Origin of the sequence: Sorangium sp. So ce406, assembly GCF_051474675.1 — a bacterium.
Classification (GTDB): Bacteria; Myxococcota_A; Polyangia; order Polyangiales; family Polyangiaceae; genus Sorangium; species Sorangium cellulosum_G.
This window is the reverse complement of record NZ_CP150340.1, coordinates 11,094,300-11,115,511: the sequence shown is the minus strand read 5'-3', so window position 1 is coordinate 11,115,511 and position 21,212 is coordinate 11,094,300. Positions and strand designations below refer to the sequence as shown.

General features: G+C 73.7%; 21 protein-coding genes. 7 read left to right on the top strand and 14 right to left on the bottom strand.

Going from position 1 to position 21,212, the window contains the following annotated elements; translation table 11 throughout:
* Positions 1-9 precede the first annotated feature (9 nt).
* Entirely contained in the window at positions 10-1,989 is a 1,980-nt protein-coding gene (locus tag WME96_RS41830; RefSeq protein ID WP_437287117.1) for a zinc-ribbon domain-containing protein, read from the top strand.
* A gap of 120 nt (positions 1,990-2,109) precedes the next feature.
* Here WME96_RS41830 and WME96_RS41825 read toward each other — a convergent pair whose 3' ends face one another.
* Positions 2,110-3,840, bottom strand: a complete 1,731-nt coding sequence (locus WME96_RS41825; RefSeq protein WP_437287116.1) for a DUF11 domain-containing protein — start codon at positions 3,838-3,840, stop codon at positions 2,110-2,112.
* On the bottom strand, positions 3,837-5,657 hold the full coding sequence (locus tag WME96_RS41820) for an OmpA family protein (RefSeq protein ID WP_437287115.1): 1,821 nt from the start codon (positions 5,655-5,657) through the stop codon (positions 3,837-3,839). Before WME96_RS41820 ends, WME96_RS41825 begins: the two co-directional genes overlap by 4 nt.
* A gap of 358 nt (positions 5,658-6,015) precedes the next feature.
* Between WME96_RS41820 and WME96_RS41815 the strand changes: the two genes are divergently transcribed.
* Positions 6,016-6,564: an HD domain-containing protein gene (locus WME96_RS41815; RefSeq protein ID WP_061619871.1), complete on the top strand. Its 549-nt coding sequence runs from the start codon at positions 6,016-6,018 to the stop codon at positions 6,562-6,564.
* A gap of 102 nt (positions 6,565-6,666) precedes the next feature.
* Here WME96_RS41815 and WME96_RS41810 read toward each other — a convergent pair whose 3' ends face one another.
* Positions 6,667-8,103 carry an FAD-binding oxidoreductase gene (locus WME96_RS41810; RefSeq protein WP_437287114.1) on the bottom strand — a complete coding sequence of 479 codons (1,437 nt, stop codon included), beginning with the start codon at positions 8,101-8,103 and terminating at the stop codon, positions 6,667-6,669.
* A 500-nt stretch (positions 8,104-8,603) separates the two neighbouring features.
* On the opposite strand from WME96_RS41810, the gene WME96_RS41805 reads away from it, so the two are divergent.
* Positions 8,604-8,990 carry an SPW repeat domain-containing protein gene (locus WME96_RS41805; RefSeq protein ID WP_437287113.1) on the top strand — a complete coding sequence of 129 codons (387 nt, stop codon included), beginning with the start codon at positions 8,604-8,606 and terminating at the stop codon, positions 8,988-8,990.
* 16 nt (positions 8,991-9,006) lie between these two features.
* Here the strand turns inward: WME96_RS41805 and WME96_RS41800 are convergent, their stop codons facing one another.
* The 7 genes from WME96_RS41800 to WME96_RS41770 all read right to left on the bottom strand — a co-directional run bounded on the left by WME96_RS41800 (position 9,007) and on the right by WME96_RS41770 (position 15,831).
* Complete coding sequence (locus tag WME96_RS41800; RefSeq protein WP_061619869.1) at positions 9,007-10,209, bottom strand: exo-beta-N-acetylmuramidase NamZ family protein; 1,203 nt, start codon at positions 10,207-10,209, stop codon at positions 9,007-9,009.
* A gap of 79 nt (positions 10,210-10,288) precedes the next feature.
* On the bottom strand, positions 10,289-11,755 hold the full coding sequence (locus WME96_RS41795) for a trypsin-like peptidase domain-containing protein (RefSeq protein ID WP_437287112.1): 1,467 nt from the start codon (positions 11,753-11,755) through the stop codon (positions 10,289-10,291).
* A gap of 124 nt (positions 11,756-11,879) precedes the next feature.
* Positions 11,880-12,875, bottom strand: a complete 996-nt coding sequence (gene truA / locus WME96_RS41790; protein ID WP_437287111.1) for a tRNA pseudouridine(38-40) synthase TruA — start codon at positions 12,873-12,875, stop codon at positions 11,880-11,882.
* 19 nt (positions 12,876-12,894) lie between these two features.
* Positions 12,895-13,335 carry a hypothetical protein gene (locus WME96_RS41785; protein ID WP_437287110.1) on the bottom strand — a complete coding sequence of 147 codons (441 nt, stop codon included), beginning with the start codon at positions 13,333-13,335 and terminating at the stop codon, positions 12,895-12,897.
* Between the two features lie 10 nt (positions 13,336-13,345).
* Positions 13,346-13,951 (bottom strand): AgmX/PglI C-terminal domain-containing protein, encoded by a 606-nt coding sequence (locus WME96_RS41780; protein WP_437287109.1) that lies wholly within the window; start codon positions 13,949-13,951, stop codon positions 13,346-13,348.
* A gap of 187 nt (positions 13,952-14,138) precedes the next feature.
* Complete coding sequence (gene rsmD / locus WME96_RS41775; protein WP_437287108.1) at positions 14,139-14,684, bottom strand: 16S rRNA (guanine(966)-N(2))-methyltransferase RsmD; 546 nt, start codon at positions 14,682-14,684, stop codon at positions 14,139-14,141.
* A gap of 37 nt (positions 14,685-14,721) precedes the next feature.
* A complete protein-coding gene (locus WME96_RS41770; RefSeq protein WP_437287107.1) occupies positions 14,722-15,831 on the bottom strand; it encodes a PEGA domain-containing protein in 1,110 nt (369 codons plus the stop codon).
* A 250-nt stretch (positions 15,832-16,081) separates the two neighbouring features.
* Here WME96_RS41770 and WME96_RS41765 point away from each other — a divergent pair, with 250 nt between their 5' ends.
* The 4 genes from WME96_RS41765 (at position 16,082) to WME96_RS41750 (ending at position 19,424) form a co-directional block, all read left to right on the top strand.
* Complete coding sequence (locus WME96_RS41765; protein WP_437287106.1) at positions 16,082-17,509, top strand: phosphomannomutase/phosphoglucomutase; 1,428 nt, start codon at positions 16,082-16,084, stop codon at positions 17,507-17,509.
* The gene (gene prmC / locus WME96_RS41760; protein ID WP_437287105.1) at positions 17,506-18,390 is read left to right on the top strand and encodes a peptide chain release factor N(5)-glutamine methyltransferase; all 885 of its coding nucleotides are present in this window, start codon (positions 17,506-17,508) and stop codon (positions 18,388-18,390) included. Before WME96_RS41765 ends, prmC begins: the two co-directional genes overlap by 4 nt.
* Before the next feature lie 195 nt (positions 18,391-18,585).
* A complete protein-coding gene (locus tag WME96_RS41755; protein WP_437287104.1) occupies positions 18,586-18,969 on the top strand; it encodes a phage holin family protein in 384 nt (127 codons plus the stop codon).
* Positions 18,966-19,424, top strand: a complete 459-nt coding sequence (locus WME96_RS41750; protein WP_437287103.1) for a hypothetical protein — start codon at positions 18,966-18,968, stop codon at positions 19,422-19,424. Before WME96_RS41755 ends, WME96_RS41750 begins: the two co-directional genes overlap by 4 nt.
* 197 nt (positions 19,425-19,621) lie before the next feature.
* Here WME96_RS41750 and WME96_RS41745 read toward each other — a convergent pair whose 3' ends face one another.
* The 4 genes from WME96_RS41745 to WME96_RS41730 form a co-directional block, all read right to left on the bottom strand.
* A complete protein-coding gene (locus WME96_RS41745; protein ID WP_437287102.1) occupies positions 19,622-20,386 on the bottom strand; it encodes a hypothetical protein in 765 nt (254 codons plus the stop codon).
* 162 nt (positions 20,387-20,548) lie between these two features.
* A complete protein-coding gene (locus WME96_RS41740) occupies positions 20,549-20,833 on the bottom strand; it encodes a DUF5615 family PIN-like protein (protein ID WP_437287101.1) in 285 nt (94 codons plus the stop codon).
* Entirely contained in the window at positions 20,770-20,940 is a 171-nt protein-coding gene (locus WME96_RS41735) for a hypothetical protein (protein ID WP_437287100.1), read from the bottom strand. Before WME96_RS41735 ends, WME96_RS41740 begins: the two co-directional genes overlap by 64 nt.
* On the bottom strand, positions 20,937-21,167 hold the full coding sequence (locus tag WME96_RS41730) for a DUF433 domain-containing protein (RefSeq protein ID WP_437287099.1): 231 nt from the start codon (positions 21,165-21,167) through the stop codon (positions 20,937-20,939). The genes WME96_RS41735 and WME96_RS41730 overlap by 4 nt, the downstream gene beginning before the upstream one ends.
* Between the last annotated feature and the right edge of the window lie 45 nt (positions 21,168-21,212).

The following is a 21,212-nucleotide window of genomic DNA, read 5'->3' as shown; positions in this document are numbered from 1 at the left end:
GACAGTCGCATGAAGATTACGTGTGAGTCTTGCCAGGCGAAGTACACGATTGCCGACGAGAAAGTCGTCGGCAAGACGGTCAAGATCAAATGCAAGAAGTGCAACCACGCGATGGTCGTCACCGGCGCGAATGACCCTTCCGCGGCGGCAGCCGCGTCGCAGGACGCGACCGTGGGGCAGCAGGGCGATCTCTCGGACGACGCCGAGTCGAAGCCCGACGCGGGCGGTGCGGCCTCGCCCGACGCGTGGACCGTCAACGTCGCCGAGGGCGACGAGCGCACCATGACGACGGCCGAGCTCGTGGAGGCGTACGCCCGCGGAGCGCTCAGCAACGACACGTACGTCTGGAAAGAGGGCATGGGTGACTGGCTGCCGATCGCCAGCGTTCCCGAGCTCCGGCAGCAGTTCGCGCCGCAGGCGGATGCGGCGCCGGCAGAGGCCGCGGTCGCTGCGGCTGCGGCGACGCCCGCGGCGACGGCGGTGCCTGCGCCCGCGGCGGTGCCCGCGGCGACGGCGGTGCCTGCGCCCGCGGCGGTGCCTGCGCCCGCGGCGGTGCCTGCGCCCGCGGCGGTGCCTGCGCCCGCGGCGGTGCCTGCGCCCGCGGCGGTGCCTGCGCCTGCGGCGGTGCCCGTGGCTCCGGCCCCGGCCGGGCTCAAGTTCGGGCCCGAGGGCACCGTGGTCATGAAGGACCAGCGGCGCGGGCTGAACCAGCCGGGCGCCGCAGCCGCGCTCTCTGCCCCTGCGGCGGCGTCGCCCGCCGCACCGGCGCCTGCGGCGGCCGCCGCACCGGCGCCTGCGGCGGCCGCCACGGTGGCATCCGCGCCGGCTCCGGACGCCGCGGCCCCGGCGGCCACCCCGGCCCCGGCGGCCGCGCGCCGCGCAGGTCGGGCGGCCGCTGTCGATGTCTTCAGCGCGGCCGAGCGCGCCGCGGAGCCGGCTGCGGCGCCCGCGCCGCAACCCGGCGCCGACCGCCAGGTGGGTGAGCGCAACGAGAACTCGGTCCTCTTCTCGCTCTCGGCGCTCACCGCGACCGAGAACGCCGCGGCCAAGCAGGCGCCGGAGGAGGCCCCGTCGGGCCGGCGTCCCTCGACCCGCCCCGCGAAGAACAACGGGCGAGCCGGCTATGACGACCTGCTGAACCTCGGCGGCGGCGCCATCGCCTCCGCGCCGCTGCTCGCGCCGCCGCCGCTGCTCGCGCCGGTGACGGACTCGCGGCCGCCCCCGTCGATGTCGGGATCGGCGAAGTCGTCCGTCCCGCCGGCGCCGCTCTCGTCGCTCCCGTCGCTCTCCCCGTTCACGGCGCCGGAGGCGCCCGCAAAGCGGAGCCGCACGGGCCTGATCGCCGCCGCGGCCGTCGCGGTCGCGCTGATCGGCGGCGTCGCCTTCTTCTTCATGCAGTCGCCGAAGGAGGAGACGGTCACGCCGGAGCAGACGAACACAGCGCCCGTCGAGGCGACGCCCCCGGTGGAGACGACGACCCCGCCGCCGGCGCCCACGCCCTCCGAGACGGCGGCGGCCGACACGCCTCCCCCGGCGGAGACGGCGGCGCCCGCCGCTTCGGAGGAGACCGCTGCCGCCGCGGCGACGCCGGCCCCGGCGCAGGCCTCGCCCGCGGCCGAGAAGCCGGCGGCGGCGGAGCGGGACAAGCCTGCCGCGGCGGCGCCCGCCGCGGCGAAGCCGGCGTCGAAGCCCGCCGCGGAGGCGGCTCCGTCGGGCGGCGGCGAGTTCAACCGCGGCGCCGCGAGCTCGGCGCTCGGCGCCGCCGCTGGATCCGCCAAGAGCTGCAAGAAGGCCGGCGGCCCGACCGGGACCGGCAAGGTCAGGGTCACCTTCGCGCCGAGCGGCAACGTCACGTCGGCCGAGGTCCAGGGCGCGCCGTTCGCCGGCACGAGCGTCGGCGGCTGCGTCGCCAGGGTGTTCCGCGGCGCGCGGGTGCCCGCTTTCGGCGGCGCGCCGGTCGCGGTCAGCAAGTCCTTCACCATCAACTGAGCGCAGGCGCGCCGCCCGGCCGTCGCCCGGCGCTTGCGCCCCTCGAGGGGACGCGGGCGCGCTGGCGCTCGGGCGCGCTCACGACCGCCGCCAGCGCCACCCGCCCGTCCTGTCGAAGCGCTACGCTCTGCGCCGCCGGCAGAGCAGACCCGCCAGCGCGAGCCCGGCGAGCCACCCGGCGCCGCCATCCCGGCCTCGCGGGCTCGTCGCGCAGGCGCCGACCATGCCGCTCCCGGCAGCGTAGAAGCCCTCCGGCTCCAGCGCGACCTCGGTCGGCGGCGCGCCGGGGGCGTCGCCGTTGCCGTCGGTCGGGTCGTCGCTGACCGGCGCGCCCATCGCGCCGCCGGCCGCGATCTTCGCCTGGTTCTTGATGACGTCCGGCGCCTCCACGTCGACCGTGACCTCGAAGCGCACGGTCACGCTCCCGTCCACAGGGATGCCCCCGCCCCGCGCGCCGTCCGCCCCTTCGCCGAGCCGGAACGTGACGGTCCGCGTCTGCGGATCGTACTCGCCGAGGTCGTCGCCCGCCCTGTCCGTCTGCGGCCCGGCGCTCGGCCCGTCGACGATCTCCAGCGAGCCGGGGACGAACGTCACGCCGGCGGGCAGCGCGTCGGTCAGCACCACGTCGACCGCGTCGTCGTTGCCGGTGTTCGTCGCCGTGATGCGGTATTCGATCGTGTCGCCGCGGTAGGTCGGCAGCCCGCCGAGATCCTTCGCCACCTTGCTCGACTTGCTGAAGTCGGGGCCGAAGTTGGAGATCGACGTCACCCACCCCCCGAGGAAAAAGAGCTCCTGGCTGCTCGTGGCGACCAGGGTGGCCCGATCGTTCCCCGGCTTGAGCTTGGCGCTGACATCGACGATATCGATGTCGACGCCCGACATGCTCTGAGGCGTCCCCGCGATCCTCGGGAGATCGCCCTCGATCGACACCGGCTTTCCGAGCGTCGATCGGGTGCTGTTGAAGAAGTTGTCCGCGGGGTTCAGCTCGTTGCTCAGCGCCTCGGCCGCGTCGGGCTTCCCCGGGTTCTGCGGGTTGAAGAACACGCTGTCGCCCGAGTTCGTGTTGTCGCCCTCGAACGCGATGATGCCGAGCTTGGCGGTGAAGCCGGCGTCGGGCACCTTGAAGCCCGAGAGCTCGACCTGCTGCGAGTTCCCCTCCGAGACCCGATCGAGCCCGTCGAACAGCGCGAGGTTGCGCATCGGCGACTTCGGCGCCTCGTAGAACACCACCATCCACCACGCCACGAACACCACGTCGTCGTCGCTGTTCCTGACGTCGACAACATCCACGCCGCCCACCCGGTAGGCGCCCGCGCCGCTCTCCTTCACGATCGCCGTGATGTCGGCGACCGACTGGTAGTTGTGCGACTCGTTGGGCTTGCCCTGGTTGATCACCGTCTCGACCGAGTCGATCGACGTGACCTTGCCGTCGAAGCCGCCCTCGTGGTGGAGCTCGACCTCGGTGTCTGCGCCGGCCGTGTTGCGCGCCGCCCAGTAGAGGTACGCGTGCGTCACCGTCGCTCCCTCGGGGAGCTCCAGCACCGCGGTGGTGCGCGCCGTCTCCGGGGTGATATCGAGGTTCGCCTCCGCCTTGCCGTCCTCGGGCGAGTCGGAGCGCCAGAGGAGATCAGGCCCCGACTCGACCGTCGACGCGCCGCAGTCGCCGACCGTGCCCTCCGCGGGCCGCGGCGTCGACGAGCGGCACTCCTGCCCGATCGAGCTCCCGATGAGGGCGAAGTCGCCCTGCTGATCGACCTGCACCCGGAGCTTGGGCTCGGCCGTCGCGCTGGCGGTCGTGAGGCCCATCAGCGTGAGTAGCGCGAGACCGGTGACGCTCAACTGCTTTCTCATCGATCTTCTCCGGTTTCGACCTGCGGCTTGTACGCGGCCTTCTTGATGATGTTGAACTGGACTCGCCTGTTCCTCTGGCGCCCCGCTTCCGTCTTGTTGTCGTCGATGGGCTGGTCCCGGCCATAGCCCTGCGCCGTGAGCCTCGTCGAGTCGATGTCGCGCCGCACGAGCGCCGCCATGACCGAGTTGGCGCGGTTCTGCGACAGGGTCCGGTTGTGCTCGTCGGTGCCGCGGTCGTCCGTGTGACCCTGGATCTCGATGAGGACGATCTCCGGGTGCTCCTTCAGCACCTGGGCGACCTCGTCGAGCAGCGGATCGCTCACCGGCTTGATGGTGGCCTTGTCCGTGTCGAACTGCACCTGCTGGAGGATGACGACGTTCTTCTCGGTCACCCGCACCGCCTTCGGGCAGCCGTGCTTCTCGGGATCCGGATCCGCGAAGCCCTTCTCCCTCGGGCAGGCGTCCTGGTCGTCGCGGAACGTGTCGCCGTCCGTGTCGCGCGGGCAGCCGTTCTTCGCCGGGTCCTTCGAGCGGAACCCCTTGACGTCGGGGCACGCGTCCTCGCCGTCGGGCACGCCGTCCTCGTCCCGGTCCGCCGGGCACCCGTTCTTGCGCGGGTCGTCGCTCCGGACGCCGGCCACGAGCGGGCACGCGTCCTCGCCGTCGGGGATGCCGTCCTTGTCCCGGTCGAGCGGCGGCGGGCAGCCGTGCTTGCGGGGGTCGTCGCTGGCGACGCCGGCCACGAACGGGCACGCGTCGTCGGCGTCGGCGATGCCGTCCCTGTCCCGATCCGGCGGCGGCGGGCAGCCGTGCTTGCGCGGGTCGTCGCTGCGCACGCCGGGCACCTTCGGGCAGGCGTCTTCCGGGTCGCCGATGCCGTCCCCGTCCTGGTCCGTGGGCTGCTCCGGCGTGAAGGCGGCCATCGCGACGACGCGCAGGTCGGGCGTGCCGATCCCCGAGGTGAGCCCCGGCCCGACGCCGATGCCCGCCTCCATGAAGGGGAGGAATCGATACCTCGCGTCGAGGAGGAGCTCCGCGTTCAAGGTGCGACCGTTGATGTCCTCGAGCACCATCGCGGTGGTGAGCTCCGGCCCCACCTGGAGCCGGCCGTCGGCGGCGAGGATGCCGACGCCGCCGCCGAGGGTGAGCATCGTCCCCTGCGCCACGCCGCCGAACGACTGCGAGCGCCGCAGCTCGGTGCCCAGCGCGGTCGACCACACGAGCCGCTCCATGCGGCCGCCGACGGCGACGTAGGGCATCGCGCGGACGCTGCCGTCGCTCACGAACCCGTCGTCCGCGCCGGTGGGCAGCCAGAGGTACGCGCCCAGGGCGACCTGGAGCGGGTCGTGGTACGCGCCGAAGAGCTGCACGCGCGCGCCGAACCGCAGGTCGCCGATGTCCGCGCCGCTCGGGGAGGTGAACTGCTGGCCGCCGCCGTTCGGGCTCTCTCCCGACTGGACCGCGGTGACCGGCGCGTCGAGGCTGACGCTCACCCTGTTCCAGAGCGGCAGCGACGCGTTGAGCCGGAACGTGAGCTGATCGCTGACGACCGCGCCGATCTCCGCGTCATCGCGCTCGCGCCGCAGGACGAGCGGATTGCTCGCATAGTCGGCCATCAGCATCACGTGCGGCGTCAGGTGGCCCGCGGCGAACGGGGAGGGCACGCTGAACATGCGGTCCCCGGCGGGCGCCGGGACGAAGCGGCTCAGGGCCATGCCTTCGGGCTTGACGGGCGCGTCCTGCGCCCGCGCGGGCGCAGGCGTGACGGCGAGAGCGGCCAGCGCGGCGGCCAGCGAGAGGAAAGAGCAAGGTCTCATGAGGTGGCACCCTGCGTCGGCGGGTTTCGCATGACGATATAAGACGCTGTCGCGGATGAGTATACAGGTCGGCAACTGCGGAGTCTTGGGCAACGAGCGACGCCGGCCGCATCTTCGTAGGACCTGCGCGCACCTCCCCGGACCATCTGAACGAACGACGGGCTATCGAGCGCGCGATCCGAGGGCGCAGCCCCCCGCCGGGCCGCCCGGGTGCTCTCGGCTCGGCCCGCCCCGGCGCCGCGGTGAGCCGCGGGCGGGCCGAGCCGCGAGCACCCGGGCGGCGGGCTTGCTGGGCGAGGCCGGTCGCCATCGCGCCTGCGTTCTCGACGACGAGCGGCTATGGTGGGCCGGACACGCGATGGGCATCCTCCTCAAGCGCGCGCTCGACCAGGCGGCGGTCTGGCACCGGGCACAGAAGCGCAAGTATCCGAACGCCGACGTCCCCTACATCAGCCACCTCGCCGGCGTGGCGGTGCTGCTCGCCCGTCACGGCTTCGACGACGAGGTGGTCGCGGCCGGCGCCCTGCACGACGCCATGGAGGACCAGGGCGTCACGTTCGACGAGCTGCTCGAGCACTTCGGCGAGCGCGTCGCCACGCTCGTCCGCCACGTGACCGAGCAGGACAGGTCGCTGCCCTGGGAGGACCGCAAGCGGCTCTATCTCGAGGCGTTCCCGAAGAAGCCCTGGGACGCGCAGGCGATCACGCTGGCGGACAAGATAGACAACTTCCAGTCGATCATCGTCTGCTCGCGCGAGCACGGCGACCCGTGGTCGATGTTCAAGCGCGGCAGGGAGATCCAGGTCGCCAGGTTCGAGGAGCTGCGCGCGATGTCCCGCGCGCTGCCGCCGCATCCGTTGCGCGACGAGTACGAGGCCGTGCTCGACGAGCTCCTGTCGACGGGCTGAGCGCCGGCCCCGCGCGACGGAGCGCCGGCCGCTGCGCGCCGCGGCCGCAGCGGAGGTGGAGAGGGAGCCATCCTGCCTCGGTGGTGACGTAAGTGGCCGATATTAAACGATATTTTTGATATCTGGCGCGCCGCCGCGCGCTCCGGAGCTCCCGGAGGCGCCGGCCGCCTCCGGCAGGGAGCGGGGGATCGATCGGGGGAAGCGGAACACCTCGCGCGGGTCGTACCTGGCCTTGATGGCCGCGAGCCGCGCGAGGTTCGCGCCGTAATAGGCTGTCGGCCAGTCCTCGAGCTCCGCGTCGATGTAGTTGATGTAGGCGCCTCGCGTGTGGGGCAGCATCGCGCGGCGGACCCGCCCGACCCAGGCGACGTTCTCCTTCTCTTCCGCGGCTGCATTCCAGTAGGCCTGGTATTGCAGGCTCCACAGCGCGCGCCGGTGCGGGAACGCCGTCGCGTCGGGCGCGATCCGGCCGACGGCGCCTCCATACGCGTCGAGCTGGACAAGGCACCTCGCGCTCGGCGCGCGCGAGAGCTCGGCGGTGAGCGCCGCGATGGCCTCGGCGCCGAAGCGCTCGTACGCATAGGCCGACGCGTTCTTGAAGCTCGCCTGCGCCTGGCGCTGGTGCACGGTCCATCGGTCGGGATCGCCGCCGATCCCGCCGAGCTGGCCGACCGCGTTGAGATGAGGCACGGTCTCGATCGACACGCTGGTGGGCACGGCTGCCCGCGCCGAGAGGAGCGGCTGGATCGTTCGATAGAGATCCTCGCCTGTCCCGAGCATCTGGCCCACACACGAGATCTCGCCGGAGGACCTGGCCGTGAGCTTGAGGATGCACGTCAGTCGCTCGTCGGTGAACGGGGCGAACGCCTGCCACGCCTCGAGCACGCTCGGAAGCTCGCCCCAGGGCCAGGAGATCCTGAAGATCGAGACCTCGGAGACAGGGTGCGTCTTGAACGTGAACGACGTGACGACACCGAAGTTGCCGCCCCCGCCGCCCTGGCAGGCCCACAGCAGATCCTGGTGTTCGCGCTCATCGGCCCGGATCACCTCGCCGTCCGCGGTGACCATCTCGACGGCGAGCAGGCTGTCGCACGTGAGGCCGAGCGCGCGGGAGAGGAGGCCGAACCCGCCGCCGAGCGTGAGCCCCGCGATGCCGACCGTGGGGCACGAGCCCGCAGGGAGGGTGACGCCGACCTGCCCGAGCGCGTCGTAGACGGTGATCAGGTCGGCGCCGGCGCCGACGACGGCGACGCCGCGCTCGCGGTCGACGCGGACGCCGCGGAGGTCGCTCACATCGATGACGAGCCCCGCGTCGACGACGGAGAACCCCTCGTAACAGTGCCTGCCGCTCCTCGCCCGGAACTCCTTGTCTCGCGCGGTCGCCCACCGGACGGCGTTCGCGACATCCTGCGCGTCCTGGCAGAACACGATGGCAGAAGGACGACGCGAGAAGCGCGCGTTGTACACCTCGCGCGCGTCGTCGTACCCGGAGTCCCCGGGAAGGACGACACGACCGGTGAGCCGCGGCTCCGCCCTCATGACAGGAGCCTCGCCCACGGGCAGCCGCCGGCCACGCGGCGCGCCGTTCGCGCGCCCCGCACGATGAACGACGCGAGATCTGCCCGGCATGCGCCGGAACCTGCGCCCCCCGCCGGACGCGTCAAGCCGGGCCGGCGGGCGGGTCGTGACCGCCCTCGCCGGGAGGGAGCTCGCATGAAGGCGGGGAGAGCATTGCTATCCTGTCTTCTCGTCTTCTCGTCTTCTCGTCTTCTCGTCTTCTCGTCTTCTCGTGTCGTCGTCTCTCCGTCTCGCCTTCTTCCCGCCCTCCTGCTCGATTCCAGCCACCACCGGCGATCGCCCCGCTCGTTGTGAGCACGATGAGCACCCTCGCGCCCGTCCTGGACGCGGTGTGGTCGCGCGGCTCCCCGGCGAGCGCGACATTCCGGGGCGGCCTGCGCGCGGTGAGCCGCTCTCCCCGGCGCATCTCCTCGGCACATGCGATGCACCTCCGTGGAGAGAGCTCCTCCAAGGAGGGACCGATGACGCTCCTGTCTCCGCGCCACCATGGGTTCATCGATTACGCGGCCGTCGTCCTGCTCGCCCTCGCGCCGCTCGCGCTCCGCTTCGGGCCGGTGCCGACGTTGGTCTGCTATGTCACCGCCCTGGCGCACCTCGCCGTGACGCTGCTGTCCGATCACCCGCTCGGCGCCGCGCGGAAGATCCCGTTTGCGGTGCACGGAGCGGTCGAGTTCTCCTTCGGCGTCGGGCTCCTCGCATCGCCCTGGCTGTTCGGGTTCTCCGACGAGGTCCCGGCCCGCGCCTTCTTCGTTGTCGCCGGGATCGGGCTCCTGCTCGTCGTCCTCGCGACGCGGTACACGGCCGGCGTGATCTCCCGGCCGGAGCCCTACGACCGCTACGATCGCTGAGCCGCGCGGGCGGCGCTCAGCAGGCCGCCACCGCGGCCTGCGCCTCGCGCATCACCTCGGACCAGGACGGATCCGGGCGCGACACCTCCAGCGCGATCGACAGCGGATCCTCGTCGGCCTCGATGGCGAGGCGCGCGGCGGCGGAGCCGGTGAGCAGATCGAAGGCCGGGATCGTGTCGACGTACTCGTAACGCTCGGTGCGGAAGCGGAACTGCTCGGGCTGCTGCCGGCGCGCGAACGCGGTGAGCGCGACGTACGTCGCCACCGGGCGGAAGGTGCGCGGGTCGGTGACGTGGATCTGCACGCCGCCGCAGATCTTGCCCGCGTGCTTCTGGAACGTGGGCCGGAAGGTGAGCGGCCGCGCGACGAAGCCGAGCAGCCCCGTGGACGCGAGCCGCGCGGCGAGATCGCGGCCGTCGAGCCAGGGGGCGCCGACGATCTCGAACGGCCGCGTCGTGCCGCGGCCCTCCGACAGGTTCGTCCCCTCCAGCAGGCAGCCGCCCGGGTAGACGAGCGCGGTGTCCGCCGTCGGCATGTTGGGCGAGGGGAGGACGAACGGCCGATCCCACTCGGCCGCGAGCCCCTCGCGGCGGTGGTCCGCGACGGCCACGACCTGCAGCCCGCACGCGACGTCGCCGAGCGGGATGCCCTCGCGCCGCGCGAAGAGCGCGACCAGCTCGCCCACCGTGAGCGAGTGGCGGATGGGCACGGGCTCGAGGCCGACGAACGAGAGGAACCCCGGCGCCTGCGTCGCGCCCTCGACGCTCTCCGTCGCGCCGCCGATCGGGTTCGGCCGGTCGAGCAGCACGACGTGCACGCCCGCCGCGTGGGCCGCGCGCAGCGCGAGCAGCGCCGTCCAGACGAACGTGTAGTAGCGCGCGCCGACGTCGGCGAGATCGATGAGGAGCAGGTCGATCTCCGCGAGATCTGCCGCGGAAGGCGAGAGATCCTCGAAGCGGTCGCCGTACAGGCTGACGATGCGCGCGCCCGAGCGCGCGTCGACGTCGCTCGTCACCGCCGCCATGTCCTGCGCCTCGCCGCCGTAGCCGTGCTCCGGCCCGAAGAAGAGGCGCGGGCGCACCCCGAGCTCCTCGAGGACGAAGGCGATGTGGGTGAGCTCGCGATCGACGCTCGCCGGGTGCGCGAGGACGCCCAGGCGAGCCGACCGGATGCGCTTGAGCTGCGGGAGATCGGGGAGGCGATCGAGACCGACGTGCACGGTACCGTGACTACCAAGGCGAGCGCGGGCAGTCCATTCGTCCGCGTCGGATTTTCCGGGGACGGCCGCGCGGGGCGGGTCAGCGCGTGAGCGCCGCGTAGAACGCCGCGCCGCGGCGCTGGACCCGGACGAGGAGCTCGCCGTCGCGCGCGGCCTCCTCGACCTCGGCGGCTGTCGGCGCGCGGTTCCGGTCTGCCTCCAGAATGACGTCGCCCGGCCGGAGGCCGGCGCGCTCGGCGGGCGAGTCGCTCGCGACGGCGACGACGCGCGCGATCGAGCCGCCCTCGCGGCCCGGGCCGCGCGGGGCGGGCGCGTCGCGCAGCGTGAGGCCGAGGCCCGGGTGCCGGGCGGGCGCGCGCTGCACCGGGAGCGCCGGCGGCGGCGGCTCGCTCCGCGGGGCGAGCGTGACGCGGGCCTGGTACCGCTGGCCGCCGCGCACGACCTCGAGCGCCAGCGTCTCGCCGACGTTGTGGTTGAAGAGCTCGCGGATGACGTCCTGCGCGTCGCGCACGGGCCGGGCCGCGACGGACGTGATCACGTCGCCCGGCTGGAGATTCGAGCTGGCCGCGGGGCCGCCCGGCGTGACGGCGTTGACGAGCGCGCCGGCCCGAGGCGGGCTCTGCATCGCCGCCGCGAGCTGGGGCGTGAGGTCCTGCAGCCCGACGCCGATGAAGGCGCGCTCGACGCGGCCGCTCCGGAGGAGCTGCTCCGCCACGCGGCGGGCCATGTTCGCCGGCACGGCCAGGCCGATGCCCTGCCCGCGGCTCACCACCATGGTGTTGATGCCGAGCACGCGGCCGTCGAGGTCGACGAGCGGGCCGCCCGAGTTGCCGGGGTTGATGCTCGCGTCGGTCTGGAGGTAGTCCTCCACGTCGTTCACGCCGACGCCGCCGCGCCCCTTGGCGCTGAGCACGCCGGTGGTGACCGTGTGGCCCAGGCCGAACGGGGAGCCGATCGCGACGACCCAGGCGCCGACCCGCGCGGCGTCGCTGTCGCCGAACGTCGCGACGGGGAGGTCCTTCGCGTCGACGCGGATCACGGCGAGATCGGTCGCGGGGTCGCGGCCCGCGACGCGGCCGGCGAACATGCGGCCGTCGCGGAGCCGGACGGTGATCGCGCGGGCGCCGTCGATGACGTGGTTGTTCGTGAGGATGCCGCCGTCCGGGGAGAAGATGACCCCCGAGCCGAGCCCGCGGCGCTGGCCGCCGTCGCGGAACCAGCGCAGCGGCGAGGAGACGTCCTCGCCGACGGTGACCTCGATCTGGACGACGGCGGGGCCGACCTTGTCGGCGACGTCGGCGAAGGCCTCGCCGAGGCGACGCAGGTCGGCGGCGCCGGCGGCCGCGGCGCCGCTGGACGCGGCGGCGCGGGTCGGCGGCGCGGGGGGCGCCTTCGCGGCGGGCGACGGGGGCGCCTTCGGGGCGGGCAAGGCTGTCGCCTTCGTGGCGGGCGCCGGGTCCGCGGCCGGCTGGGCGCCCGCGAGCGACGAGAGCGAGAGGGCAGGGACGAGCAGGGCGAGGGATACAGCGAGCCGACGCGAGTTCATGCTTCCTCCAGCGCGTGGGAGAGATCCTGTCCGCGGTCCGCGGCGCGGTGCCCGGCAGCGAGGCGACAGGTAAGACGGGAAGCGCGCGCGAACGCAACCTCCTGGCGCGCGGAAACCGCGCGGGTCACCGAGCGGGCAGAAGGTGCGCGCCCGCGCCAGGGCCAGCTTCGGGCGGAAGCGACGCGCCCGCGTCGGCGCCGGACGGGGGCACGAGCGACGCGCCCGCGTCGGCGCCGGACGGGGGCACGAGCGACGCGTCCGCCTCCGGCTCGGCCCACGCGGGCGAGGCCTCGTCCGCCGGAGCTCCCGTCGAGGGCCCGGCCGGCCACGCGTCCTGGCCGTCGTCGCGCAGGTGGATCTGCTCCAGGTAGAGCCCGTCCGGCGGCGCCGTGATCCCGGCGTCGCGCCGGTCCCGCGACGCGAGCGCGCGCGCGATCGCGCCGGGCTCCAGGTGCCCGCGCGCCACGTCCATCAGGGTGCCGACCAGGATGCGCACCATGTTGTGCAGGAACGCGTTCCCGTCGACGTCGATCCGGACGAGGCGCGGATCCGCAGGATCGAGCGACAGCTCGACGCCGTACAGTGTACGGATCGTGGTCGTCCGCTCGTCCGCGCTCGTCCGGAACGCGGCGAAGTCGTGCGTGCCGGTCGCGGTGGCGGCCTCGGCGCGCGCCCGCGCGATCGCCTCGTCCGTGAGGCCCTCGACGCGCCAGGCGCGCCGGCTGAGGAACGGATCGCGGACCAGATCCCGGAGGATCAGGTAGCGGTAGCGCTTGCGGAGGCTCTCGAAGCGCGGCGAGAACCCGACGCGCACGACGGCGGCGCGCCGGATCACGATCTCGTCCGGCAGGTGGCGCGCCGTCGCGAGGACCCAGCCGCGCGTGGGCAGCGGCGCCGCCGTGTCGAAGGCGACGCGCTGGTCGCGCGCGTGGACGCCCGCATCGGTGCGGCTCGCGCCGCGGATCTCGCGGATGGCCGGGTCGATGGCGCGCAGCGCGCCGAGCAGCTCCCCCGCGACCGTGCGCTGGTCGCGCTGGCGGGCGTAGCCGGCGAACGGGCGCCCATCGTAGGCGACCGAGAGCAGGATCCCCCGGCTGGACGCGGCGACTAGCCTCGGCACGGCACGATGGGCGCGCGGCCTAGCCGCTGCTCCCCCCGGCGCCGCCCGCGCCCCCGGCAGCTCCGGCGCCGCCCGCGCCACCGGCAGCCCCGGCGCCGCCGTTGCCCCCGTCGCCGCCCGCGCCGCCGCTGCCGCCCGTGCCGCTCGCCGACGTCGTGCTGCTCGCCGACGTCGTGCTGGCCGAGGAGGTGAGGGGCGCATAGCCCCTGACGCACTCCTGGTTGACGAGGCCCTCCGCGTTCTTGCAGCACTCCTCGGGGGCCGCCGCGGCGCCGTTCACCAGGCAGTACGGGAACTGGTGGCAGCCGTCCGGATCCTTCACGATCCCCTGCTCGGGATCGATGTTGTCGTTGCAGACCGGCGTGGTGCCTTCTTCCGCGCGGCACGCGGCGCTCTGCAGCGCGAGCGGCGCGAGCGCGAGGAGGAGCAGGCTGGCCATCCGGAGGGGGAGCGTACGCATCGGCTGCTTCCTATTGCTTGATGGTGAAGTTGATCGGAACGTTCACCACGACGCATCCGCTCTGCGGCGGAGGCAGTGATTTGCCGCGGAAACGTCCCAGGACGCAAGACGCAATCTCGCCCGATCCCACCGTGTCGTTGAGGATCGAGGCGCTGCACACCGCGCCTGTCGAGGCGACCTGCACGCTCACCGTCAGCTTGCCGGAGACCTCCGAGGTGCGCAGCGCGCGGTTATAACAACCCTGCGCCGAGCGAGCGAGCCCGAGGACGGCGGAGTCGAGCGCGGCCGAGCTCGCGCCGTCGCCGCACTTGCCGGAGCAGGGCGACTTGCCCGTCGTGGCCGGGCCCTGGCCCGACGCGACCTTGCCGGCGTCCGCGCCGGCGTCCTCGACCTCGTCGACGGGCGGCGGCGGCGGCGGCGCGAACAGCGGCGGAGGATCCGCCGGCTTGCTCGCGACGGGCACGGCCGCGGTGGGCGCCGGGGTCGGCGCGTCCGGCTCCGGGCTCATCTTCCAGTAGAGCAGGCCGGCCATGAGCGCGGCGAGGACGACCATGCCTGCGATGTAGAGACCTGAGTTGCCGGATTTTCCGGGGATCTGCTGAGATGACGGGGGCATCGATGCGGACACGTGAGAAGTCCTCCCGGAGAGGCGCGCGAGGCCCGTCCGTTTCGGCGGGGCCTTCGGGCGCCGGAGCCGAGACGCACGTGCGTCCGGCGGGGGGCGAGTCTACAAGGGCCGACCGGGAAGCGCGTCAGGAAACTGGATGCGCCGGGGATGAACACGGCGGGGCCGCGCGGGCGGCTCAGCGCGCGTAGAACGACACCGCGGTGTCCCCGTAGGTGCGGACGGCGGCGCAGGTGAGCCCGGCGATCTCCGGGGAGGGGTCGCGCCGCGCGTGCTCGAGGACGAGGCGCCCGGCCGGCGCGAGCAGGTCGAGCGGCCCGGCGAGGCGCGCGGCCGCGGCGGCGGCTCTGGCCAGGGCGGCGTAGGGCGGGTCGAGCAGGGCGAGGTCGAAGGGGCCCTCGTCGCGGAGCAGCTCGAGCGCGCGTTCGACCGGGAGGGGGACGACCCGCGCTGCCTCCCCGAGGCCGAGCGCGGCGAGGTTCTCGCGGAGCGTGGCGAGCGCGGGCCGGCCGTTCTCCACGAAGACCGCGCGGCGCGCCCCGCGCGAGAGCGCCTCGATGCCGAGCGCGCCGGTGCCGGCGTAGAGGTCGCAGACGAGCGCGCCGGTCACGTCGCCGAGCGAGGAGAAGAGCGCCTCGCGCACGCGGTCCGCGGTCGGCCGCGTGCCCTCGCCGCGCGGCGCGGCGAGCCGCCGCCCGCCGAGGCGGCCGGCGATCACCCGCATGGTCGTCGCCCGCTCGCCGCGGGCCGCGCGGCGCGGCTCACCAGCGGTACGTCAGGTCGAGGGCGCCCGCGCCGAGGCCGACGCTGGGCTGCACGGTCCAGCCGGTGCGCTCCCCCGCCCGGCCGTCGCTTGTCACGAGCAGGTAGGCGCCGAGGCCCGCGGAGATCACCGCCAGCGGGTAGAAGACGTACTGGAGCGCCATGAACGTGTCCGCCCGCTCGCAGAGCTTGACGCCGGCGTCTGCCGTCCGGCCCTCGCTGCCGGCCAGGCCCCGGACGGACTCGCGCTGGTCGGGGGCGCAGACGTCCTTGACCTCGGTGCCGAACAGGTTCCGGTAGGCGTCGTAGCGCGCGTCGCCCTGGATGCTCGCGACCTGGACCGAGCTGATGACGCCCACGGTCCCGAACACCGCCCCTGCGCCGAGGCCGATGAACCCGCCCACGCGCTTCCAGTTGGTCTGCGAGGCGTCGGCGGGCATCTGGCTGAGCGCGATGTCCGTGGTGGCGATGGGCCGGACGAGGACCGACGCCTCGGAGTCGAGGAAGCCGGTCGACTTCACGAGCACCTTGTGGGGCCCGGCCGTCACCGTGAACACCCCCTCGCCGTTCTGCACCTTGCCGACCGGCTTGCCGTCGATGAGCACGCTCGCCTCCGCGGCGCCCGTCCTCACGCGGAGCGACCCCTGCGGCGGCCCGCCGGTCAGCGTCGCGAGCGCGTCGGCCGCGATCTTGCGGAGCGGCTCGTCGTTGGCCTCGGTGAGGTTGGCGCTGTACTTCACCGGCACGCTCGCGGACGGCTTTCCGCGGGTCCAGAGGTGCACGTCGCCCTCGACGTTGGCGTCGCTCTTGCGGAGCACGCCCCAGAGGTAGCGGTCGCTCTTGATGTGATCGGCGATGCGGGTCTCACAGGCCGCGTCGGGCCGATCCTCGCACTGCAGGGACAGCGTCAGCACCTCGAGCGAGAAATCCCCCTCGCCGACCGACCACCCCGCGCTGTTCTTGATGGCGTACCGCAGCGCCCTGGTCAGCGCCTCCGCCTGGTCGTAGGCATCGTCGGTCCGGACGGCGATGACGGTGATCGGCAGGGCGGCGGGCGACGGCTCCGCCGCCCGCGCGGCGTCGGCTGGGGCGAGGCAGGAGAGGGCCACCAGGGCCGCAAGACCGGTTCTCTGTGCACGCGTCATCATGCCGTCCTGGGCTCCACGCGCCAAAGTTACCTGGCCGACGGCCGGGAACGCAATGTGTGAGCCGTGAGCCGCAGCCGTGAGGCGCGCGCCGCGCGAGCCGCGCGCGCGGCGTTTTTCGTTTCACCCACGATTGCGCCGTGTCAGAGCATCCTCGCTTGGCGCCGCCGGCCCGCGCCGCAGCGTGGATGGCCGAGCGCTCAACCGCTGGTCCATGAAGCTCCCCCGACACATCTTTCGCGAGTACGACATCCGCGGCGACGCCGAGCGCGACCTCAGCAGCGAGCTCGCCCGCGAGCTCGGCGCTGCCTTCGCCCTGCTCCTCCGCCGCGAGCTCGCCGATGGGGCGCACGCCGGCGCGCCCCGGCCGCGCGTCGCGGTCTGCCGGGACGGCCGCCGCTCGAGCGACCGGCTGTTCGCCGCCCTCACGGACGGCCTGCTCGCGGCCGGCGCCGACGTGATCTCGGCCGGCGTCGGGCCGACGCCGCAGCTCTACTTCGCCGCGCACCACCTCCAGACCGACGGCGCGATCATGATCACGGCCAGCCACAACCCGGCGCCGGACAACGGGTTCAAGCTGATGCGCGGCAAGGCCTCGTTCTTCGGCAAGGACATCCAGGCGCTCGCCGACCTCATCGAGGAGGGCGCCGCCGGAGGCGGCCGCGGCGCGCCGGCGGCGAGGGGCGCGCTCACCGAGGTCGACCTCGCGGCCGACTACATCGCGGCGGTGCGCGCCGCGTCGCGCCTGTCGGGCACCGACGTCCGCTTCGTGATCGACGCCGGCAACGGCGCGGCCGGCCCGCTCGGCGTCCGCACGCTCGAGGCGCTCGGCTTCGCGCCGGACGCGCTCTTCTGCGACATCGACGGGCTCTTCCCGAACCACCACCCGGACCCGACCGTGCCCGAGAACCTCGAGGCGCTCCGCGCCCGCGTGCTCGCGACCGGCGCCTCGCTCGGCGTCGCGTGGGACGGCGACGGCGACCGGATCGGCGTCGTCGACGAGCGCGGCGAGGTGCTCTGGGGGGACAAGCTGCTGATCCTGTTCGCGCGGTCGCTCCTCGCCGAGCGCCCCGGCGCGGCGGTGCTCGGGGAGGTGAAGTGCTCCGAGACCCTCTACGCGGACATTGCCTCGCGCGGCGGGCGCCCCATCCTCTGGAAGACGGGCCATTCGCTCATCAAGACCAAGATGAAAGAGGAGGGCGCCTTGCTCGCCGGTGAGATGAGCGGGCACATGTTCTTCGCCGATCGGTGGTTCGGGTTCGACGACGCCGTCTACGCGACCGTCCGCCTGCTCGAGATCGTGGGCCGCGCGCGGCGGCCGCTCGGCGAGCTGCTCGCGGACGTCCCGGAGACCTTCGCCACCCCCGAGATCCGGGTCGACTGCCCCGACGCCGTGAAGTTCGAGGTCGTCCGCCGCGTGACCGAGCACTTCCGCCGCGCCCGTCCGGTCGTGGACATCGACGGCGCGCGCATCGACTTCGGCGGCGGGGCGTGGGGGCTCTGCCGCGCCTCGAACACCGGTCCGATCCTCGTGCTGCGGTTCGAGGCCCGGTCGGTCGCGGACCGCGACGCGGCCCGCGCCGAGGTGGAGGCCGTCGTCTCCGACGCAGTCCGCGCGTCCCTCGCCGCCCCTCTGCCGTGAACAAGCCCGACGTCGAGCCGCAGAACGAAGCCTGGACGATCCGCCGCGTGATCACGTGGGCCTCGGGCGACCTGAAGAAGCGCGGCGCGTCCTCGGCGCGCCTCGACGCCGAGCTCCTGCTCGGCAAGGTGCTGGGCCTCGACCGCGTCGGGCTGCTGATCGACGCCGAGCGGCCGCTCGACAAGGCCGAGCTCGCCGCCTACCGGGAGCTGCACCAGCGCCGCCGCGCCGGCGAGCCGGTCGCGTACCTGCTCGGTGTGCGGGAGTTCTACGGCCGCCCGTTCCGCGTCGATCCGCGCGTGCTCATCCCGCGCCCCGACACCGAGATCCTCGTGGAGGTCGGCCTCGCCCGGACGCGGCGCGTCGCGCTCTCCGCGCGCGTGCTCGATCTGTGCACCGGGTCCGGCTGCGTCGCGGTGAGCCTCGCGTGCGAGCGGCCCACCGGCCGCGTGCTCGGCGTCGACCTCTCGGACGCCGCGCTCGCGGTCGCCCGCGAGAACGCGCTGCGGCTCGGCGCGGTCAACGCGGGGTTCCTGCGCTCGGATCTCTTCGCCGGCGTGCCGCCGGGCCTCCGCTTCGACCTGATCACCGCGAACCCGCCGTACATCCCGGACGAGGACGTGGGCGCGCTGCAGATCGACATCCGCGGCTACGAGCCGCACCTCGCGCTCGCGGGCGGCGCCGACGGGCTCGACGTCACGCGCCGGATCGTCGCCGAGGCCCCGGCCTGGCTGGCCCCTGGCGGCGTGCTGGCGATGGAGGTCGAGGCCGGCAAGGCGGCCGCGGTCGCCGGGCTCTTCGCCGCGGCGGGGTTCGCCGAGGTCGCGAGGAACCTCGACTACGGCGGGCACGAGCGGGTCGTCTCCGGCGTCCTGCCCTGATCGCCCGCGGCGCGCGGCGTGCGCAGAGGTCGTCCGGGGGCCGCGCAGCGCGCGCGCGCCTTCGCGAGGATGGGGCTGGCGTGCCGTATGCACCGCGTGGCGCGGTCGGCGGCGGGGGCTCCGCGGCGATCCGGGTGCGCCGGAGGTTGCCTGCTCCGCTGCCCGAGCGCGTTCCCTGAGGCGGAGAGGTGTTCCATGAGGCAGGTGGATCCCAGGCCCGAGAGCTCGACGGCGGACCTCGTGAAGGAGGCGATCGTCGAGGCCCGTGAGCTGATCGAGGTCGAGGTCGCGCTGGCGCGCGACGAGATCAACCAGGAGATCGCGCGGGCGAAGACGTCGGGCGTCGCGCTCGGCGCGGCGGCCGCGGCGGCGCTGCTCGGCGTCGCGCTGGTGCTCGTCGCGATCGCGCTGGCGATCGCGCCGGCGCCGCTCCCGGCGCTCGTGATCGGGCTCGGGCTCATCGCCGTGGCCGTGGCGGTGGGGCTCGTCGGCTACGGGCGCGCGCCGAAGAGGCCGCTGGAGCGGACGCGGGGCCGCCTCGGGTCGGACGTGCGGCTGGTCCGGGAGCACATCGTATGAGGGGGCTGAACGGCCAGCGCGAGGAGTTCGAGCGGAAGGCGGACGAGCTGCGCGATCGGCTGCTGCACACGATCGAGGCGATCGATCAGCGGCGCCACGCGATCCTCGACGTGAAGACCCAGGTGCGCCGGCACGGCGCCGGGGTGGTCACGGGGGGGCTCATGCTCGTGCTGATGGGGGGCGCGGCGGTGATCTCGGTGATCCAGGAGGCGCGCGCGCACGACGCGCGGCTGCGGCGGGAGCGCGTGCGGGCGCTCGTCCGCTTCTGGCGGCACCCCGACTGGGTGGCGCCGCGGGGGAAGCCGAGCGTGCCGCGCGAGATCGGGAGGAAGATCCTGGTGGGCGCGGTGTCCTTCCTGGCGATACAGCTCATCCGCCGCGGCATCCGGCTCACGATGGCGACGCCGCGGCGAGAGGTCTTGCCGCGGAGGCGGGTGCCGGAGCTGCAGGCCTGAGGGCGGCTTGCCGAGATGCCCGGCCCCCGGAGAGGGTGTTCTCCGCGCGGGGTGGGGGCCCCGCCGAACTCGCCTTCGACATGAGTCATCCGGCAAGCCGGATGACTCATGTCGAAGGCTCAGACATCGGCCCATCCCCCACCCCGCGCGGAGAACACCCTCTCCGGGGGCCTACGGTGGATTGGGGGGCACGTGGCTCAGGGGGCGGTGTAAAGGGCGGTGCGCCAGCCGAGGTAGAACCCTGGCTGGCGTACGGACGTGCTCCAGGTGTAATCGGCGTAGAGCCAGGGGCCCATCGACACCTTCCAGAGGCGGAACCCCTCGTAGAACAGGCCGCCTCCGATGCGGGCGGGGAGGGCGCCGTCGATGGCGTCGGTGTCGGCGGCGTCCGCGGTCGTGTAGGCCACGCCGGTGCCGGCGTCGAGGATGACGCCCACGTCCGTCCAGCGCTCCCCGAGCGAGAAGAGCGGGAAGATCTCGGTGTGGAACATGAAGCCGCCGGCCAGGATGGAGTGGTCCGCGGCAGCCAGGGCGTGCCCGCCAACCCCGGCGCCGAACGTCAGCCAGTCCGCGAGCACGCCGCCGAGCCAGACGTAGCCTCCCCCGCCGAGGCCGACGCCTGTCTCTGTGTAGTGACGCTGGAATCCTATCTTCTGGACGTCATTCGGGTAGCCGGCGGCGGTCCCGAGCGCGAGGCCGCCGGAGATCCCCGCCGCGAAGCCGCCGCGCCGCGTCGCTCGCCTCGGCGAGAACAGCGGATCGATCGCGGGCGCCTCGACGGCAGGCTGCGGGGCCGCGGCGGCGGGGTCGTCCGCTGCGGCCACCGGCGGCGGCTGCGCGTCGGTGGGGGCGGCGGGCGCGGCCGGCGCGGTCTGCTGCGCGGCCGCGGTGGACTGGAGCAGGCAGATGCCGAGGAGCGCCGGCAGCGCGGTCGCACGTCCAGGGGGGAGGGGCGTCGCCATGGGCTTCCTTCCTATACGATGGCCGGGGCACCCCGCATCGCAATCCGGCGGTCTCTCGTCGGCGCGCCCGGTCCTCGCCGCGCGCGTCGGCCTTGCACGATGAGCGGTCCGGGTTGGCGGCGCAGGCCGCGAGAGGAGGCGTCTGTCTCATGAGGCAGCTCGTCAGCGGGCAGCCGGGGCACAGCGCACCCGGATGCGCACCACGGCGTCCTTCCGCTCTGCAACAAGCACGAACGGCGGATCCACATCGCCGGCGCTGGATTCGATCGCTGCGATCATCTCGAGCACGAAGATCGGGGAGATGCGCCCCGGCTTCAGGTGGATGATGCCAACAAACGGCTCGCCGCCGTGATAAGCCAGCATCCCGAAGTCCCCATCATGGGTCAGGACGACTCGGCCCTGACGATGTGCGTGGCGGAGCAAGTCGACATCGTCTCTGCCGCCCATCCTTCATCGAGCACCGAGCGCACGTCCTTGCCGCGTGCGAGGAGCGCGCGGACGACATCTCGATGGATGTTCTCGTCCGCGAGGAGCGGATAGTCGAGCGGCTTCACGCGGGGATCTTCACGTCCCAGACGACCTCGTTCTTCAGCGAGCGCGCGGCATACCGCAGCGCCGCCGAGAGTCCTTCCCACGTGATCTGCGGGTGAGCCTCCAGGATCTGCTCGGGCGTCGCGCCGCTCGCCAGGAGCTCCAGGATGAACTCCACGCTGATGCGGGTGCCCTTGATGCAGGGCTTGCCCCCGAGCAAGCCCGGGCGTGCGACGATCCAGTCTTCCATGGGCTCTCCTCCTGCCGCCATCCAGTCTGCCGGATGATAGCAGCG

Coding starts and splice junctions, on each gene's coding strand:
- WME96_RS41755 (WP_437287104.1), top strand. CDS start 18,586: ATGAGGCAGGTGGATCCCAGGCCCGAGAGCTCGACGGCGGACCTCGTG.
- WME96_RS41750 (WP_437287103.1), top strand. CDS start 18,966: ATGAGGGGGCTGAACGGCCAGCGCGAGGAGTTCGAGCGGAAGGCGGAC.
- WME96_RS41810 (WP_437287114.1), bottom strand. CDS start 8,103: ATGAGGGCGGAGCCGCGGCTCACCGGTCGTGTCGTCCTTCCCGGGGAC.
- WME96_RS41830 (WP_437287117.1), top strand. CDS start 10: ATGAAGATTACGTGTGAGTCTTGCCAGGCGAAGTACACGATTGCCGAC.
- WME96_RS41820 (WP_437287115.1), bottom strand. CDS start 5,657: ATGAGACCTTGCTCTTTCCTCTCGCTGGCCGCCGCGCTGGCCGCTCTC.
- WME96_RS41805 (WP_437287113.1), top strand. CDS start 8,604: ATGACGCTCCTGTCTCCGCGCCACCATGGGTTCATCGATTACGCGGCC.
- WME96_RS41765 (WP_437287106.1), top strand. CDS start 16,082: ATGAAGCTCCCCCGACACATCTTTCGCGAGTACGACATCCGCGGCGAC.
- WME96_RS41825 (WP_437287116.1), bottom strand. CDS start 3,840: ATGAGAAAGCAGTTGAGCGTCACCGGTCTCGCGCTACTCACGCTGATG.
- WME96_RS41795 (WP_437287112.1), bottom strand. CDS start 11,755: ATGAACTCGCGTCGGCTCGCTGTATCCCTCGCCCTGCTCGTCCCTGCC.
- WME96_RS41740 (WP_437287101.1), bottom strand. CDS start 20,833: ATGGGCGGCAGAGACGATGTCGACTTGCTCCGCCACGCACATCGTCAG.
- WME96_RS41780 (WP_437287109.1), bottom strand. CDS start 13,951: ATGCCCCCGTCATCTCAGCAGATCCCCGGAAAATCCGGCAACTCAGGT.
- WME96_RS41745 (WP_437287102.1), bottom strand. CDS start 20,386: ATGGCGACGCCCCTCCCCCCTGGACGTGCGACCGCGCTGCCGGCGCTC.
- rsmD (WP_437287108.1), bottom strand. CDS start 14,684: ATGCGGGTGATCGCCGGCCGCCTCGGCGGGCGGCGGCTCGCCGCGCCG.
- WME96_RS41785 (WP_437287110.1), bottom strand. CDS start 13,335: ATGCGTACGCTCCCCCTCCGGATGGCCAGCCTGCTCCTCCTCGCGCTC.
- WME96_RS41815 (WP_061619871.1), top strand. CDS start 6,016: ATGGGCATCCTCCTCAAGCGCGCGCTCGACCAGGCGGCGGTCTGGCAC.
- WME96_RS41730 (WP_437287099.1), bottom strand. CDS start 21,167: ATGGAAGACTGGATCGTCGCACGCCCGGGCTTGCTCGGGGGCAAGCCC.